Annotated in this window: 16 protein-coding genes and 1 riboswitch; of the genes, 9 read left to right on the top strand and 7 right to left on the bottom strand. The window is 55.9% G+C overall.

Going from position 1 to position 14905, the window contains the following annotated elements; genetic code table 11:
- Positions 1–175 precede the first annotated feature (175 nt).
- The 5 genes from cecR to NNN71_RS07945 all read left to right on the top strand — a co-directional run bounded on the left by cecR (position 176) and on the right by NNN71_RS07945 (position 5905).
- Entirely contained in the window at positions 176–853 is a 678-nt protein-coding gene (gene cecR, locus NNN71_RS07965) for a transcriptional regulator CecR (RefSeq protein ID WP_163447125.1), read from the top strand.
- Complete coding sequence (hlyD, locus tag NNN71_RS07960) at positions 850–1845, top strand: secretion protein HlyD (protein WP_163447077.1); 996 nt, start codon at positions 850–852, stop codon at positions 1843–1845. The genes cecR and hlyD overlap by 4 nt, the downstream gene beginning before the upstream one ends.
- Positions 1838–3577: an ATP-binding cassette domain-containing protein gene (locus tag NNN71_RS07955; RefSeq protein WP_271458249.1), complete on the top strand. Its 1740-nt coding sequence runs from the start codon at positions 1838–1840 to the stop codon at positions 3575–3577. The genes hlyD and NNN71_RS07955 overlap by 8 nt, the downstream gene beginning before the upstream one ends.
- On the top strand, positions 3567–4700 hold the full coding sequence (locus tag NNN71_RS07950) for an ABC transporter permease (protein ID WP_271458248.1): 1134 nt from the start codon (positions 3567–3569) through the stop codon (positions 4698–4700). The genes NNN71_RS07955 and NNN71_RS07950 overlap by 11 nt, the downstream gene beginning before the upstream one ends.
- A gap of 98 nt (positions 4701–4798) precedes the next feature.
- Positions 4799–5905 carry an ABC transporter permease gene (locus NNN71_RS07945; protein WP_271458247.1) on the top strand — a complete coding sequence of 369 codons (1107 nt, stop codon included), beginning with the start codon at positions 4799–4801 and terminating at the stop codon, positions 5903–5905.
- Here the strand turns inward: NNN71_RS07945 and NNN71_RS07940 are convergent.
- The 7 genes from NNN71_RS07940 to moaA form a co-directional block, all read right to left on the bottom strand.
- Entirely contained in the window at positions 5867–6277 is a 411-nt protein-coding gene (locus NNN71_RS07940) for a YbhQ family protein (RefSeq protein ID WP_163447083.1), read from the bottom strand. The two genes, NNN71_RS07945 and NNN71_RS07940, sit on opposite strands and share 39 nt — an antisense overlap.
- 284 nt (positions 6278–6561) lie before the next feature.
- Positions 6562–7266 carry a Bax inhibitor-1/YccA family protein gene (locus NNN71_RS07935; protein ID WP_167576359.1) on the bottom strand — a complete coding sequence of 235 codons (705 nt, stop codon included), beginning with the start codon at positions 7264–7266 and terminating at the stop codon, positions 6562–6564.
- Positions 7267–7308: 42 nt separating this feature from the next.
- Complete coding sequence (gene moaE / locus NNN71_RS07930) at positions 7309–7761, bottom strand: molybdopterin synthase catalytic subunit MoaE (RefSeq protein WP_271458246.1); 453 nt, start codon at positions 7759–7761, stop codon at positions 7309–7311.
- Position 7762: 1 nt separating this feature from the next.
- The gene (gene moaD / locus NNN71_RS07925) at positions 7763–8008 is read right to left on the bottom strand and encodes a molybdopterin synthase sulfur carrier subunit (protein ID WP_064548439.1); all 246 of its coding nucleotides are present in this window, start codon (positions 8006–8008) and stop codon (positions 7763–7765) included.
- On the bottom strand, positions 8001–8486 hold the full coding sequence (gene moaC, locus NNN71_RS07920) for a cyclic pyranopterin monophosphate synthase MoaC (RefSeq protein WP_167576360.1): 486 nt from the start codon (positions 8484–8486) through the stop codon (positions 8001–8003). The genes moaD and moaC overlap by 8 nt, the downstream gene beginning before the upstream one ends.
- Positions 8487–8489: 3 nt before the next feature.
- Positions 8490–9002 carry a molybdenum cofactor biosynthesis protein B gene (moaB, locus tag NNN71_RS07915; RefSeq protein ID WP_163447091.1) on the bottom strand — a complete coding sequence of 171 codons (513 nt, stop codon included), beginning with the start codon at positions 9000–9002 and terminating at the stop codon, positions 8490–8492.
- 22 nt (positions 9003–9024) lie between these two features.
- Positions 9025–10014 carry a GTP 3',8-cyclase MoaA gene (gene moaA / locus NNN71_RS07910; RefSeq protein ID WP_167576361.1) on the bottom strand — a complete coding sequence of 330 codons (990 nt, stop codon included), beginning with the start codon at positions 10012–10014 and terminating at the stop codon, positions 9025–9027.
- Positions 10002–10138, bottom strand: a riboswitch (molybdenum cofactor riboswitch). (Overlaps the previous gene by 13 nt.)
- 241 nt (positions 10139–10379) lie before the next feature.
- Here moaA and yvcK point away from each other — a divergent pair.
- From yvcK to pmrB, 4 genes are read left to right on the top strand one after another with little or no spacing between them, the layout of a single operon-like run.
- On the top strand, positions 10380–11303 hold the full coding sequence (yvcK, locus tag NNN71_RS07905; RefSeq protein ID WP_249022132.1) for a uridine diphosphate-N-acetylglucosamine-binding protein YvcK: 924 nt from the start codon (positions 10380–10382) through the stop codon (positions 11301–11303).
- 58 nt (positions 11304–11361) lie between these two features.
- The gene (gene eptA, locus NNN71_RS07900; protein WP_163447097.1) at positions 11362–12993 is read left to right on the top strand and encodes a phosphoethanolamine transferase EptA; all 1632 of its coding nucleotides are present in this window, start codon (positions 11362–11364) and stop codon (positions 12991–12993) included.
- A gap of 10 nt (positions 12994–13003) precedes the next feature.
- The gene (pmrA, locus tag NNN71_RS07895) at positions 13004–13675 is read left to right on the top strand and encodes a two-component system response regulator PmrA (RefSeq protein ID WP_163447099.1); all 672 of its coding nucleotides are present in this window, start codon (positions 13004–13006) and stop codon (positions 13673–13675) included.
- A gap of 3 nt (positions 13676–13678) precedes the next feature.
- The gene (gene pmrB / locus NNN71_RS07890) at positions 13679–14758 is read left to right on the top strand and encodes a two-component system sensor histidine kinase PmrB (protein ID WP_271458245.1); all 1080 of its coding nucleotides are present in this window, start codon (positions 13679–13681) and stop codon (positions 14756–14758) included.
- The last annotated feature ends 147 nt before the right edge of the window (positions 14759–14905 follow it).

The raw sequence follows: 14905 nt of genomic DNA, 5'->3' as shown, positions 1-14905 counted from the left end.
AAAACAGGTAATGACAAAAACCACAATGTCATGAAGGGGCGGAGTGTAGCAGTTTTTGTGATTCACCGCATAAATTATCCCCTTCGCGGTAGAAAACAAGATTATTCACCAGACTGGACAAGCGCAAAAACCCGGCATAATCTTAATCAATCGTTTGATTAATTCTGGTGGCATGATGAATACGACACCGATAACCAGCAAAGGCGAGCAGGCCAAGAGTCAGCTCATCGCCGCCGGGCTCGCCCAGTTTGGCGAGTATGGCCTGCACGCCACCACCCGCGATATTGCCGCTCAGGCCGGGCAGAATATTGCCGCCATCACCTACTATTTTGGCTCAAAAGAAGATTTATACCAGGCCTGCGCCCAGTGGATTGCCGACTTTATCGGCGAAAACTTTCGCGCCCATGCCGAAGCCGCCGAGCAACTGTTTGCCCAGCCGCAGCCGGACAGAGAGGCCATGCGCACCCTGATCCTCCGCGCCTGCCAGAACATGATCTTACTGCTGACCCAGGACGATACCCTTAACCTCAGCAAATTTATCTCTCGCGAGCAGCTGTCGCCGACTGCCGCCTACCAGCGTATCCACGATCAGGTCATTGCCCCGCTGCACGCGCACCTGACCCGGCTGATCGCCGCCTATACTGGCTGCGATGCTAACAGTACGCAGATGATCCTCCACACCCACGCCCTGCTGGGCGAAGTGCTGGCGTTTCGCCTCGGGCGAGAAACCATCCTGATGCGCACCGGCTGGACGCAGTTTGATGCCGACAAAGCCGAGCAAATTTTCCAGGTAGTGACCTGCCATATCGATCTGATCTTGCAAGGATTAACGCAAAGGAGCCTCAACTCATGAAAAAACCGGTGGTTCTGATTCTGGCGGTGGTGGTCATCGTCGCGCTGATTGGCGGCGGCACGTGGTGGTACCAGAGTCGGCAAAACAACGGCCTGACGCTCTATGGCAACGTGGATATTCGTACGGTGAACATGAGCTTCCGCGTCGGCGGCCGCTTGCAGTCATTGACGGTCGACGAAGGCGACGCCATCAAGCAGGGGCAGACCCTCGGTCAACTGGACCAGGCGCCTTATGAAAATGCCCTGATGCAGGCTAAAGCCAACGTCGCGACGGCGCAGGCGCAGTACGACCTGATGATGGCAGGCTACCGGGCGGAAGAAATTGCCCAGGCCGCGGCCTCGGTGAAACAAGCGCAAGCAGCCTACGACTATGCGCAAAGCTATCTCCAGCGCCAGCAGGGATTGTGGAACCGAAAACTGCTGTCGGCCAACGATCTGGAAAACGCCCGCTCGTCCCGCGACCAGGCGCTGGCGACGCTGAAATCGGCACAGGATAAACTCAGCCAGTATCGTGCGGGGAATCGTCCGCAGGAAATTGCCCAGGCGAAAGCCAATCTCGAGCAGGCGCAGGCGCAGCTGGCCCAATCCACTCTCGATCTGCATGACACCGTACTGACCGCCCCCTCTGACGGCACCCTGCTCACCCGCGCGGTTGAACCCGGCAGCATGCTGAGCGCAGGCAGTACCGTACTGACTCTTTCCCTCACCCGTCCGGTGTGGGTCCGCGCCTATGTGGACGAGAAAAATCTCAACCAGGCGCAGCCGGGCCGAGAAATTCTGCTTTATACCGACGGCCGCCCGAATAAGCCGTATCACGGCAAAATTGGTTTTGTCTCCCCGACCGCGGAATTTACCCCGAAGACGGTTGAGACGCCGGATCTCCGTACCGACCTGGTCTACCGTCTGCGTATTATCGTCACCGACGCCGACGACAGCCTGCGACAGGGGATGCCTGTCACGCTTCAGTTCAACGAAGAGTCGCGCCATGAGTGACGGCCAGATTCAGCTACGCGGGCTGGTCAAACGGTTCGCCGGCATGGATAAACCGGCGGTCGCCCGGCTGGACTGCACCATCAACGGCGGCTATGTGACCGGTCTTGTTGGCCCGGACGGCGCGGGAAAAACCACGCTGATGCGCATGCTCGCCGGGCTGCTGAAGCCGGACGAAGGCAGCGCGACCGTGCTCGGGCTGGATCCGATTGCCGACGACAGCGCGCTGCATTCGGTGTTGGGCTATATGCCGCAGAAATTCGGCCTGTATGAAGATTTAACGGTGATGGAAAACCTTAATCTCTATGCCGATCTGCGCAGCGTAACCGGCGACGTCCGCGAAAAAACCTTTGCCCGGCTGTTGGAATTTACCGCCCTGGGGCCGTTTACCGGACGGCTGGCGGGGAAGCTTTCCGGCGGCATGAAGCAGAAGCTGGGGCTGGCCTGTACGCTGGTTGGTGAGCCAAAAGTTTTGCTGTTAGATGAACCCGGCGTCGGCGTCGATCCTATCTCACGCCGTGAACTCTGGGAGATGGTGCACGAGCTGGCGGGCGACGGCATGCTGATCCTCTGGAGCACCTCCTATCTCGACGAAGCCGAACAGTGCCAGGACGTGCTGCTGATGAACGAAGGCGAGCTATTGTATCAGGGGGAACCCACCGCCCTCACCCGCACCATAGCCGGGCGCAGCTTCTTAATGCACAGCCCGGCGGAAAATAACCGCAAGCTGCTGCAACGGGCGCTGAAACAGGAGATGGTCAGCGACGGCATGATTCAGGGCCGTTCGGTCCGCGTGATCCTTAAAAAATCGGCCACCGCCGAGACGCTAAAGCAGGCGCCTGGCATGCCTGAACTGGAGATGGAAGAAACCGCGCCGCGATTTGAAGATGCTTTTATTGACCTACTGGGCGGCGCGGGCACCTCGGAATCGCCGCTGGGCGCCATTCTCCACACCGTTGACGGCTCGCCGGATGAAACGGTGATTGAAGCCAAACAGCTCACTAAAAAATTCGGCGATTTCGCCGCCACCGACCACGTTAACTTCGCCGTCAAACGCGGCGAGATCTTCGGCCTGCTGGGGCCGAACGGCGCAGGGAAATCGACCACCTTCAAGATGATGTGCGGGCTGCTGGTGCCCACCTCCGGCAATGCGCTGGTGCTGAACATGGACCTGAAGGTCAGTTCGGGTAAGGCGCGTCAGCATCTCGGCTATATGGCGCAGAAATTTTCGCTGTACGGCAACCTCACCGTCGAGCAAAACCTGCGCTTCTTCTCCGGGGTGTACGGCCTGCGCGGCCGCGCACAGAACGATAAAATCGACAGCATGAGCAACGCTTTCGGTCTGAAAGCCATCGCGCGCCACACCACCGACGCGCTGCCGCTGGGGTTTAAGCAGCGCCTGGCGCTGGCCTGTTCGCTGATGCACGAGCCGGATATTCTGTTCCTTGATGAACCCACCTCGGGCGTAGACCCTCTCACCCGCCGCGAATTCTGGCTGCATATCAACAGCATGGTGGAGAAAGGGGTCACGGTGATGGTCACCACCCACTTTATGGATGAGGCGGAATACTGCGACCGTATCGGCCTGGTCTATCGCGGCAAGCTGATTGCCAGCGGCACGCCGGACGATTTAAAAGCGCAGGCGGCGGATGACCAGCTGCCGGACCCGACCATGGAACAAGCCTTTATCACGCTGATCAACGACTGGGATAAGGAGCATGCCGATGAGCGCTAAGATGCTGTCGTGGCGGCGCGTGCGCGCGCTGTGCGTGAAGGAGACGCGGCAGATTGTCCGCGACCCCAGCAGTTGGCTGATTGCGGTGGTTATCCCGCTGTTGCTGCTGTTTATCTTCGGCTACGGCATTAACCTCGACTCCAGCAAACTGCGCGTTGGCGTACTGCTGGAGCAGCAAAGCCAGGAAGCGCTGGATTTCACCCACACTCTGACCGGCTCCCCCTATATCGACGCCACCATCAGCGACAACCGTCAGCAGCTGATTGAAATGATGCAGGCCGGGCGTATTCGCGGCCTGATCGTCGTGCCGGTTGATTTCGATAAGAAGATGACCCGCGTTGGCGACGACGCGCCGATTCAGGTGATTACCGACGGCAGTGAACCGAATACCGCCAACTTTGTGCAAGGCTACGTTGAGGGTATCTGGCAAATCTGGCAGCAGCAGCGCGCTGAGGATAATGGTCAGGAGTTCGAACCGCTTATCGACGTGCAGACCCGCTATTGGTTTAACCCGGCGGCCATCAGCCAGCATTTTATTATTCCCGGCGCGATCACCATTATTATGACGGTCATTGGCGCGATTCTCACCTCGCTGGTTATTGCCCGCGAATGGGAGCGCGGCACCATGGAAGCGCTGCTTTCCACCGAAGTCACCCGCGTCGAGCTGCTGCTGTGCAAGCTGATTCCCTACTATTTCCTCGGCATGCTGGCGATGCTGCTGTGCATGCTGGTATCGGTGTTTATTCTCGGCGTGCCGTACCGCGGTTCGCTGGTGATCCTGTTTTTCATCACCAGCCTGTTTTTGCTCAGCACGCTGGGGATGGGGCTACTGATTTCCACCATCACCCGCAATCAGTTTAACGCCGCCCAGGTGGCGCTTAACGCCGCGTTTCTGCCGTCGATCATGCTGTCCGGGTTTATTTTCCAGATAGACAGTATGCCCGCGGCCATTCGCATGGTGACCTATATCATCCCGGCGCGCTATTTTGTTAGCACCCTGCAAAGCCTGTTCCTGGCGGGCAATATTCCCGTGGTGCTGATGATTAACACCTTGTTTTTAATCGCTTCGGCGGTGATGTTTATTGGCCTGACGTGGATGAAAACCAAACGTCGATTGGATTAACGCTGGCACTCGTATTTTGCCCGACGGCGCTGCGCTTACCGGGACAACGAGGCTTGTAGGTCGGGCAAGCGAAGCGCACCCGACATGAGGAAAGCACTATGTTTTATCGCTTATGGACGCTTATCCGCAAAGAGCTACAGTCGCTGCTGCGCGAGCCGCAAACCCGCGTCATTCTGATTATGCCGGTGCTGATCCAGGTGCTGTTGTTTCCCTTTGCCGCCACGCTGGAAGTGACCAACGCCACCATCGCCGTCTATAACGAAGACAACGGCAAGCACGCCGTTGAATTGACCCAGCGCTTCGCCCGCGCCAAAGCGTTTACCCACGTGCTGCTGCTGAAAAGCCCGCAGGAGATCCAGCCAACGCTCGACACTCAAAAAGCATTGCTGCTGGTGCGTTTCCCGGCCGATTTTTCCCGTAATCTCGATACCTTCCAGACCGCGCCGATGCAGCTGATACTCGACGGGCGCAACTCTAACAGCGCGCAGATTGCCGCCAACTACCTGCAACAAATCGTCAAGAACTACCAGCAGGAGCTGATGGAGGGCAAAGTAAAACCGAACAACAGTGAACTGGTGGTGCGCAACTGGTACAACCCGAATCTCGACTACAAGTGGTTCGTGGTACCCTCGCTGATCGCCATGATCACCACCATCGGCGTGATGATCGTCACCTCGCTGTCGGTTGCTCGCGAGCGCGAACAGGGTACGCTGGATCAGCTGCTGGTCTCCCCCCTCGCCACCTGGCAAATTTTTGTCGGTAAAGCGGTGCCCGCGCTGATCGTCGCCACGTTCCAGGCCACGATCGTGCTGGCCATCGGCATCTGGGCCTATCAGATTCCTTTCGCTGGTTCGCTGGCGCTGTTTTATTTCACTATGGTGATTTACGGGCTATCGCTGGTCGGGTTTGGGCTGCTGATTTCCGCGCTGTGTTCAACGCAGCAGCAGGCGTTTATCGGCGTGTTCGTCTTTATGATGCCAGCGATTCTCTTGTCGGGCTATGTGTCGCCGGTCGAGAACATGCCGGTATGGCTCCAGCATTTAACGTGGATTAACCCGATTCGGCATTTTACCGATATTACCAAGCAGATTTATTTGAAGGATGCGAGTCTGTCGATTGTCTGGGGGAGCCTGTGGCCGCTACTGTTTATAGCGGCCACGACGGGATCAGTGGCGTACGCGATGTTTCGCCGCAAGATCGCCTGAGGTTTTTTCTTTGACCAGCAGCGAGAACACGGCTGGCCCAGCGAGAATAACCAGACCGGCCACCGCCAGCAGGTAGTTATTTTGCAGCACGCGCGACAGCAGCCAGACGACAATCATCGCCGCGCCAAAATACCAGGTGGTGGTCAACTCTTCGAGCACGTCGGCGACGTCTCGCCAGCGCTGCTCGTGGTGACGCTGTAGCGCCAGCATCAGTAAAACGGTAACGGCATACACGACGCAGAGACCCAGGCCAACGCGCACCAGCGCGCCGCTCATCCAGCCCATCACCAGCACGGCGACGACCAGCAAATGCAACATAATCTGCCAGCAACTTAGCCCCGTTGCGACACGAACTCGTTGTTGCCACTTCATGGCTTCTCTCCTGAAGAATTTTATTTGCTTATTCAGAGTACCCGAGTGTACGGAAAATTCCGTAAATGTGGTGCTTTTTGTGACGTTGGTGTCACTTTTTCGCTCAGGAAGAGAGCAATTTGTCTGTTTTTAGCGCAATCAATGCCAGCTAAAAAACAACCGCCACGGCGGTGCTCAATCGAGTTCCCCATCGGTAAGCTGCTTTTAACGTGCGTTTGAGACCAGAATAAAATCCGAAAAAAATCCCGGAACCAGTCCGGGATCGTTAAACTCACTCAGCCTACCTAGCGGCGATTACCAAAAATCCGCAGCAGCATCAGGAACAGGTTGATGAAGTCGAGATACAGCGTCAGCGCGCCGAGAATGGCGTACTTACGCAGATTTGAGGTATCGCGCACGTCAATCTGCTCGCCGATGTTTTTCAGCTTTTGGGTGTCGTAGGCGGTCAGCCCAACAAAGATAATCACGCCGATATAGGTAATCGCCCACATCAACGCTTCACTTTTCAGCCAGAAGTTAACCAGCGAAGCCAGCACGATACCAATCAGCCCCATAAACAGCATGCTGCCCAGGCCGCTGAGATCGCGCTTGGTGGTGTAACCGTACAAGCTCATGATGCCGAACATCCCGCCGGTTACCACGAAGGTGCTGGCGATGGATGAGTAGGTGTAGACGATGAAAATGCTCGATAGCGTCAGCCCGGTGAGCGCCGAGTAGAGCATAAACAGCGTGGTCGCCATGCCCGCACTTAAACGCTGCACCATGCCGGAAAGCACGAATACCAGCGCCAGTTGGGCGATGATCAGCCCAAAGAAGGTGATTTTGCTGGAGAAAACAAACATCATCACCGCCGGCGTGTTCGCCGCGTACCACGCAATAAACGCGGTCAGCAGCAGCCCGCAGGTCATCCAGCCGTAAACCTGAGCCATGTAGGTTTGCAGACCGCTACGGGCCTGCACGATTGAATCAGAGCGAGGGAATCGGTCCATGACGTTCTCCTGAATTAATGAAAGCCTGAAGTAAGTGTAACGCTACCAACGCTCGGCTGCCTGTTTATCGCTGTCGCGCGCTTCCACCCAACGCTCGCCTTCCGGTGTCGCTTCGCGCTTCCAGAACGGCGCGCGGGTCTTTAGATAGTCCATGATAAATTCACCGGCGTCAAAGGCGCTGCCGCGATGGGCGCTGGTGACGCCGACGAAGACAATCTCTTCGCCCGGCCACATCTCGCCGATGCGGTGAATCACGGTGACGCGGCCCAGCGGCCAGCGTTCACGGGCGGCGTCGACGATTTCCGCCAGCGCTTTTTCGGTCATACCCGGGTAGTGCTCGAGGCTCAGCGCCTTCACGCTATCGCCAAGATTATGGTTACGCACTTTGCCGGTAAACGTCACCACCGCGCCATCTTCATCGCGTTCAGCCAGCCAGGAATATTCATCGCCAACGCTAAAGCGTTCATGGCGAACGATAATACGGGTTTCGCTCATGTTACCCTCCCGTCACCGGCGGGAAAAACGCCACTTCATCACCATCGGTAACCGGATGATCGAAGCTGACCAGCGTCTGGTTCACCGCCGCGAGCAGCTTGCCCTCTTCAAGGGCCAACGACCAGCGCCCTTCCTGCGCGGCCAGATGCTGACGCACGGCTTCCACATTGGCAAATTCAGGCGCCAGCGCCAGCGAGTCCACGCCCACCAGCTCACGAACCTGAGCAAAAAACAGCACATTAATCATGAGTATCCGCCTTGAAATCGCCCGATTTACCGCCGCTTTTCGCCAGCAGGCGAACCGGGCCAATAACCATATCTTTTTGCACCGCCTTACACATGTCATAGATGGTCAACGCCGCGACCGATGCGGCGGTCAGCGCTTCCATTTCGACGCCGGTTTTCCCGGTGAGGCGACAGAGCGATTCGATGCGCACGCGGTGGTGTTCCGGCTCCGCCAGCAGGTTCACTTCCACCTTGCTCAGCATCAGCGGGTGACAAAGTGGGATAAGATCCCAGGTGCGCTTAGCCGCCTGAATCCCGGCGATACGCGCGGTGGCGAACACATCGCCCTTGTGGTGGCTGCCTTCAATAATCATCGCCAGGGTTTCCGGCTGCATGGTGACAAACGCTTCAGCGCGCGCTTCGCGGACGGTTTCGGTCTTGGCGGAGACATCCACCATGTGGGCTTCACCCGCTGCGTTAATATGGGTCAGTTGCGACATCGTTTATTTCTTCAGATGAGGGTGGAAGTTACACGGACGGGTACGAGCATCCAGCTGCGGGGCAATAATGTTATCCCACGCGGTGCGGCAGGCTTTGGTCGAACCCGGCATCGCAAAAATCAGCGTCCGGTTGGCCATCCCGGCAACGGCGCGCGATTGCAGCGTGGCGGTGCCAATCTCCTCGAAAGAGAGCATGCGGAACACTTCGCCAAAGCCTTCGATTTCGCGGTCAAACAGCGGCAGCAGCGCTTCCGGCGCCTGATCGCCATCGGTCAGCCCGGTGCCGCCGGTGATCAATACCACCTGGACGTCGTCGCGGGCAATCCAGGCAGACACCTGGGCACGAATCTGGTAGCGGTTCTCTTTGACGATCGCCTTATCGACAATCTGATGCCCGGCCTCGTGGGCCGCATCGCGCAGGAAGTGCCCGGAGGTGTCATCCTCCTCGCCGCGACGGTTGGAAATAGTAAGAATAGCAATGCGTGTCGGGATAAATTCAGCGCTCACCTGACTCATTTAATAGCTCCTTGATAGCCAATTATCCGCCGATATAGGATAAATTCTGGGTAATGCCGGTATTGCCCTGGTGCAGGAAGTGGGTCTGTTTTTTATGCGTCAGGGCTTCAGCAATACGCTCTTCCAACGCCTGTTGCTGGGCGTCATCGGCCAGCAGTTCGCGCAGGTCAACGCCGCCGTCGCCAAACAGACACAGATGCAATTTCCCAACGGACGATACGCGCAGACGGTTACAGCTGGCGCAGAAGTCTTTCTCATACGGCATAATTAAGCCGATTTCCCCTTCGTAGTCGGGGTGACAGAAAACCTGCGCCGGGCCGTCGCTGCGCTGACGGATCTGATGGATCCAGCCTCGCTTAAGCAGTTCGTCGCGCAGCACCATGCCCGAGATATGGTGCTTACGGAACAGCTCGCTGCCCTCGCCGGTTTCCATCAGTTCAATAAAGCGAAGTTGAATGCGGCGCGGTTTGATCCACGCCAGAAAGGTGTCGAGCTGGTGATGGTTCACGTCGCGCATCAGCACGGTGTTGACCTTCACTTTTTCAAAGCCGGCGGTGAAGGCGGCATCGATGCCCTCCATCACCTGGCGGAATTTGTCCTGACCCGTGATGGCGTGAAACTGACGCGCATCAAGGCTATCTACGCTCACGTTGAGTGCCGTCAACCCGGCATCACGCCAGGCGGCGACATCGCGCGCCATGCGGTAGCCATTGGTGGTCACGGCAATCTGGCGGATAGAGGCGTTTTCTTTTACAGCGGCGATAACGTCGGTAAAGTCACGACGTAACGACGGCTCGCCGCCGGTGAGACGCACTTTTTCCGTTCCCAGCGCCGAAAAGGCACGCGTCACCCGGCGAATTTCGTCCAGTGACAGAAATCCTTTGTTGGTGACCCCATTCGGCTGATAGCCGTTCGGCAGGCAATAGGTGCAACGGAAGTTGCAGACGTCGGTAATCGACAGGCGCAGATAGAAAAACCTACGCGCAAACGCATCGGTGAGTTGTAAAGCCATAGACACCTTTCCAAATACGGGAGGCGAGATCATTTCTTCCTTCGCCCTGGCAACGGCGTGACCCGTTGCGGCCAAAGCACCTTATTTTTCAACTTAGGCGCAGAGGCTAGAGTGTTTTGTTCAGCCTGTTGTACACAGCGTGCTGAACCAGGTTATGCCGAATAGTAGCGCGAGAATAACAGTTTCGCCATTTTCGCTTTCGCTATATAAACTTATACATAGCGACACGATCGTGCACTTTCCCTACAGAATACGTAAAAATCACGTTTTTGCATTGATATACGTCATTTTGACCGGTACAGAGCATCGTCTTTTAGTGGTAGTTAGGCTAATGTAAGCGGGTTTTCAGGACATAAGGAAGTTCTATGCGCAATCGCACTTTTGCCGATCTCGACCGCGTGGTGGCGCTCGGCGGCGGCCACGGCCTTGGACGCGTGATGTCATCCCTGTCATCGCTGGGCTCTCGCCTTACCGGTATCGTCACGACCACGGATAATGGCGGGTCTACGGGACGTATTCGTCGTTCAGAGGGCGGCATTGCCTGGGGCGATATGCGTAACTGTCTTAATCAATTAATCACCGAACCCAGCGTAGCGTCGACGATGTTTGAGTATCGTTTTGGCGGCAACGGTGAACTTTCCGGGCATAACCTTGGAAACCTGATGTTAAAGGCGTTAGATCACCTGAGCGTACGCCCTTTAGAGGCGATCAATTTAATCAGAAACCTACTGAAAGTTGAGGCGTATTTAATCCCGATGTCGGAACAGCCGGTCGATTTGATGGCAATCGATAGCGAGGGGCATGAAATCTACGGCGAAGTGAATATCGATCAGCTGACGCTACCGCCGCAGGAGCTGATGCTGACCCCGTCAGTGTCCGCTACCCGCGAAGCAGTACAGGCCATCGCCGAAGCCGATTTAATTCTCATCGGGCCCGGTAGTTTCTACACCAGTCTGCTGCCAATCCTGCTGCTACCGGATATCGCTCAGGCCATGCGCCGCACGCCTGCGCCGATGGTCTACATCGAAAACCTGGGTCGCGAGCACAGCCCTGCGGGCAATCTGACGCTTGCTGACCGCCTTCACCTGCTGGAGCACTATATTGGCAAGCCGGTGATTGATGCCGTGATTGTAGGTCCGAAAGCAGACATCAGTGGCACAGAGGGCAAAGTGGTTATCCAACAGCCGCTGGAGGCTAGCGACATACCCTACCGCCACGATCGCACCCTGTTACGTGCGGCGCTGGAAGAGGCGCTTCAGGCCTTTGGCCGCGCTTCCTTAAAATCTTAAGGTTGTCTTAAAATAGATCGGGCAGCATAACGAGCATCAATCTTCATAGGTTACCGTTATGCTTCGCCTGTTACGTAAACGTCCCGTTGTCAGCCGTCTGACCTACATTATTCTGTTCGCGCTCTATATTGCTCTGGCGCTGAACGTCGTTTTTTATCGTCAGGCATTTAGCCTGCTGCCGGTAGACAGCCTGCACAATACCCTCGTCTTCCTGACCATGCCGGTAGTCGCTTTTGCGGTGATGGCAATTTGTCTGGCGATTGCGTCGGTTATTCGACTTGAGAAGCTCCTCGTCACGCTGTTTATTCTGCTCAGCGCCAGCGCGCAGTATTTTATGAAGAATTACGGTGTGATTATTGACCGTTCAATGATCACCAATATCTTCGATACCACACCCGCCGAGAGCTACGCGCTGCTCTCTGGTCAAATGATTGTCGTGCTGGGTTTAACCGCTCTGCTGTTTATTGCCCTGGCGTGGTGGATTAAAATTAAACCGGCGGCAAATCTGTGGCGCGGCGCGTTAATGCGTGTCGGTACCGTCCTGGTTTCAGCACTGTTAATCGTACTGGTCGCGGGCCTGTTTTATAAAGATTACGCCTCGCTGTTTCGCAATAATAAAGAGCTGGTGAAATCGTTGAACCCATCAAACAGTATTGTGGCGCTCAACTCCTGGTATTTTCACCACAAGATGGATAATTTGCCGCTGGTAAAAATTGGTGAAGACGCGCAGCAAAAAGCCATCATGAAAAACGGACCGCGTAAGAACCTGACCATTATTGTTCTCGGAGAGACCTCGCGCGCCGCAAACTTCTCGCTGGGCGGTTACGATCGCGACACCAACCCACTGTTAGCGAAAGATAACGTGGTCTATTTCCCGAAAACGACCTCTTGCGGTACAGCAACGGCGGTTTCTGTTCCCTGTATGTTCTCCAATATGCCGCGAGCTCGCTATGATGAGTCTTTAGCCCATCATCAGGAAGGCCTGCTCGATATTATTCAGCGCGCGGGAATTCAGGTGCTGTGGAACGACAACGACGGTGGTTGTAAAGGCGCCTGTGACCGCGTACCGCATCAGGATATGACGGCGATGAAGTTACCGGGCCAGTGCATTGACGGCGAATGCTATGACGACGTGCTGTTCCACGACTTAGAAAAAACCATCGACAGCATGCAGGGTGACGGCGTGATTGTGCTGCACACCATCGGCAGCCACGGCCCGACCTATTACAACCGTTACCCACCGCAGTTCCGTCGTTTTACGCCAACCTGCGATACCAGCGAAATTCAGTCTTGTTCTCAGGAACAGCTGAAAAATACCTACGACAACACCATTCTGTACATCGATTATATTGTCGATAAAGCGATTAAACTGCTGCAATCAAAGCAGGATAAATTTACCACCAGCCTGGTTTATCTTTCCGACCACGGAGAGTCGTTAGGTGAAAATGGCGTTTATCTGCACGGCTTACCGTATTCTATTGCGCCAGAAACGCAAAAACATGTGCCGATGCTGTTATGGTTATCTGACGATTATCAAAAACGCTATGGCGTGAACTACGATTGCCTGCAAAAACAGGCCAAAGAAAATGACTATTCACAGGATAATCTGTTCTCTACCGTACTGGGTATGACCGGCGTAGAGACAAAGGAATATCATGCAGCGGATGATATATTAGCGACCTGCAAATAGAGGCGAACAGATGAAAATATTAGTCGTTGAAGATGACACGCTGTTACTGCAGGGGCTGATTCTGGCCATGCAGAGTGAAGGATACGCCTGCGACGGTGTTGCCACCGCGCAGCAAGCGGCGCTGAGTCTTGCTAATGGCCACTATAGCCTGGTGGTGCTGGATCTTGGCCTGCCGGATGAAGACGGGCTGCATTTCCTGCATCGTATGCGTCAGGAAAAAATGAGCACCCCGGTGCTGATTCTGACGGCCCGCGATACCCTGGAAGACCGCGTCAGCGGCCTGGATACCGGTGCCGACGACTATCTGATCAAACCCTTTGCGCTCGAAGAGCTCAATGCCCGCATTCGCGCGCTGCTGCGCCGTAATCTCAATCAGGGCGATAACGAAGTGACGGTCGAAAATCTGCGCCTTAACGTCACTCGCCGCCAGGTATGGCTGGACGGCGAACTGCTGGAGCTGACGCCTAAAGAGTACGCCCTACTTTCCCGCCTGATGCTCAAGGCCGGCAGCCCGGTGCACCGCGAGATTCTCTACAACGATATCTACAACTGGGATAATGAACCGGCAACCAACACGCTGGAGGTGCATATCCACAACCTGCGTGACAAAGTGGGTAAGGCCCGTATTCGCACCGTGCGCGGCTTTGGCTACCAGCTGGTTAATTCCAGCCCAACGGAGTAACCCATGGCATTATTCTCCGTTCGCCAATGGCCAATGCGCCACCAGTTGCTGCTGGCGATTGGCCTGATTCTGATCGTATTCCAGCTTATCAGCGTGTTCTGGCTGTGGCATGAGAGCAAAGAGCAGATCGAGCTGGAAGTGGCGATGCTGCTCAACAACCACAACAACGTGAAACATATCCGCCACGAAGTTCGTGAAGCGATTGCCAGCCTGCTGGTGCCAAGCGTGGTGATCATCGGGCTGGCGCTGTTTTTGTGTCTACAGGCGGTCAAACGTATCACCCGCCCTCTGGCTGACCTACAGCAAGAGCTGGATCGCCGTACCCCGGGGAATTTACAGCCCATTTACCTACAGCAAACCACCGTTGAGGTTGAAGCGGTCACCAAAGCCATCAACCAACTGGTGGAAAACCTGACCCAAACGCTCGACCGGGAACGCCTGTTCACCGCCGACGTGGCCCATGAGCTACGAACCCCGCTGGCGGGGTTAAAGCTGCATCTGGAGCTGCTGGAGAAAACGCAGAAACTGAGCCTTGCGCCGCTGATTCAGCGTTTGGATCAGATGACTGAAAGCGTTGCGCAACTGCTACTGCTGGCGCGGGTCGGCCAGTCGTTTTCAGCGGGAAGCTATCAGCAGGTGAATTTGCTGAGTGATGTGCTGGAACCGCTTAAGGACGAGCTGGAAACGATGCTGGAGGCGCGAGCGCAGAAGTTAGTCATTGCCGAGCCGACACCCACGGTAACCGTTGCCGGTGATGCGACGCTACTGCGCCTGATGGTTCGTAATCTGGTGGAGAATGCGCATCGCTACAGCCCAAAATCAACCACCATTACGCTGTCGCTGGCCGCAGACAGCAAACCGATGTTGATTGTGGAAGATGAAGGGCCAGGAATTGATGAATCGAAGGTGGGCGAGCTAAGTCAGGCTTTTGTGCGCATGGACAGCCGCTATGGCGGCATTGGCCTCGGGCTTAGCATCGTGACGCGCATCGCCCAGCTGCATGAAGCGGCGTTCTTCCTGCAAAACCGCGAAAACACAACCGGGACGCGGGCGTGGGTAGAGTTTTTGCCGACAAAGCGCTAAGAGAAGTCAGTAGCTCAACAGCCAGTGGCTCAGGAAACCGGCAACGATGGCAACGGAGACGAGTAAGGTAAATAACTGCTGGAAATTCAGATTCGACATGACGCTACCCCTAATAATTTTAAGGATAGTATCAGCAGAATAGATTAA

It is taken from the genome of Kluyvera sp. Awk 3 (assembly GCF_028069715.1).
Taxonomy (GTDB): Bacteria; Pseudomonadota; Gammaproteobacteria; order Enterobacterales; family Enterobacteriaceae; genus Kluyvera; species Kluyvera georgiana_A.
The sequence above is the reverse complement of the archived record's forward strand: the minus strand, read 5'-3'. Positions and strand labels throughout refer to the sequence as shown.

What these genes read in the sequence shown, in the direction of transcription:
- cecR (WP_163447125.1), top strand. Translation starts at nt 176, where the DNA reads ATGAATACGACACCGATAACCAGCAAAGGCGAGCAGGCCAAGAGTCAG.
- hlyD (WP_163447077.1), top strand. Translation starts at nt 850, where the DNA reads ATGAAAAAACCGGTGGTTCTGATTCTGGCGGTGGTGGTCATCGTCGCG.
- NNN71_RS07955 (WP_271458249.1), top strand. Translation starts at nt 1,838, where the DNA reads ATGAGTGACGGCCAGATTCAGCTACGCGGGCTGGTCAAACGGTTCGCC.
- NNN71_RS07950 (WP_271458248.1), top strand. Translation starts at nt 3,567, where the DNA reads ATGAGCGCTAAGATGCTGTCGTGGCGGCGCGTGCGCGCGCTGTGCGTG.
- NNN71_RS07945 (WP_271458247.1), top strand. Translation starts at nt 4,799, where the DNA reads ATGTTTTATCGCTTATGGACGCTTATCCGCAAAGAGCTACAGTCGCTG.
- NNN71_RS07940 (WP_163447083.1), bottom strand. Translation starts at nt 6,277, where the DNA reads ATGAAGTGGCAACAACGAGTTCGTGTCGCAACGGGGCTAAGTTGCTGG.
- NNN71_RS07935 (WP_167576359.1), bottom strand. Translation starts at nt 7,266, where the DNA reads ATGGACCGATTCCCTCGCTCTGATTCAATCGTGCAGGCCCGTAGCGGT.
- moaE (WP_271458246.1), bottom strand. Translation starts at nt 7,761, where the DNA reads ATGAGCGAAACCCGTATTATCGTTCGCCATGAACGCTTTAGCGTTGGC.
- moaD (WP_064548439.1), bottom strand. Translation starts at nt 8,008, where the DNA reads ATGATTAATGTGCTGTTTTTTGCTCAGGTTCGTGAGCTGGTGGGCGTG.
- moaC (WP_167576360.1), bottom strand. Translation starts at nt 8,486, where the DNA reads ATGTCGCAACTGACCCATATTAACGCAGCGGGTGAAGCCCACATGGTG.
- moaB (WP_163447091.1), bottom strand. Translation starts at nt 9,002, where the DNA reads ATGAGTCAGGTGAGCGCTGAATTTATCCCGACACGCATTGCTATTCTT.
- moaA (WP_167576361.1), bottom strand. Translation starts at nt 10,014, where the DNA reads ATGGCTTTACAACTCACCGATGCGTTTGCGCGTAGGTTTTTCTATCTG.
- yvcK (WP_249022132.1), top strand. Translation starts at nt 10,380, where the DNA reads ATGCGCAATCGCACTTTTGCCGATCTCGACCGCGTGGTGGCGCTCGGC.
- eptA (WP_163447097.1), top strand. Translation starts at nt 11,362, where the DNA reads ATGCTTCGCCTGTTACGTAAACGTCCCGTTGTCAGCCGTCTGACCTAC.
- pmrA (WP_163447099.1), top strand. Translation starts at nt 13,004, where the DNA reads ATGAAAATATTAGTCGTTGAAGATGACACGCTGTTACTGCAGGGGCTG.
- pmrB (WP_271458245.1), top strand. Translation starts at nt 13,679, where the DNA reads ATGGCATTATTCTCCGTTCGCCAATGGCCAATGCGCCACCAGTTGCTG.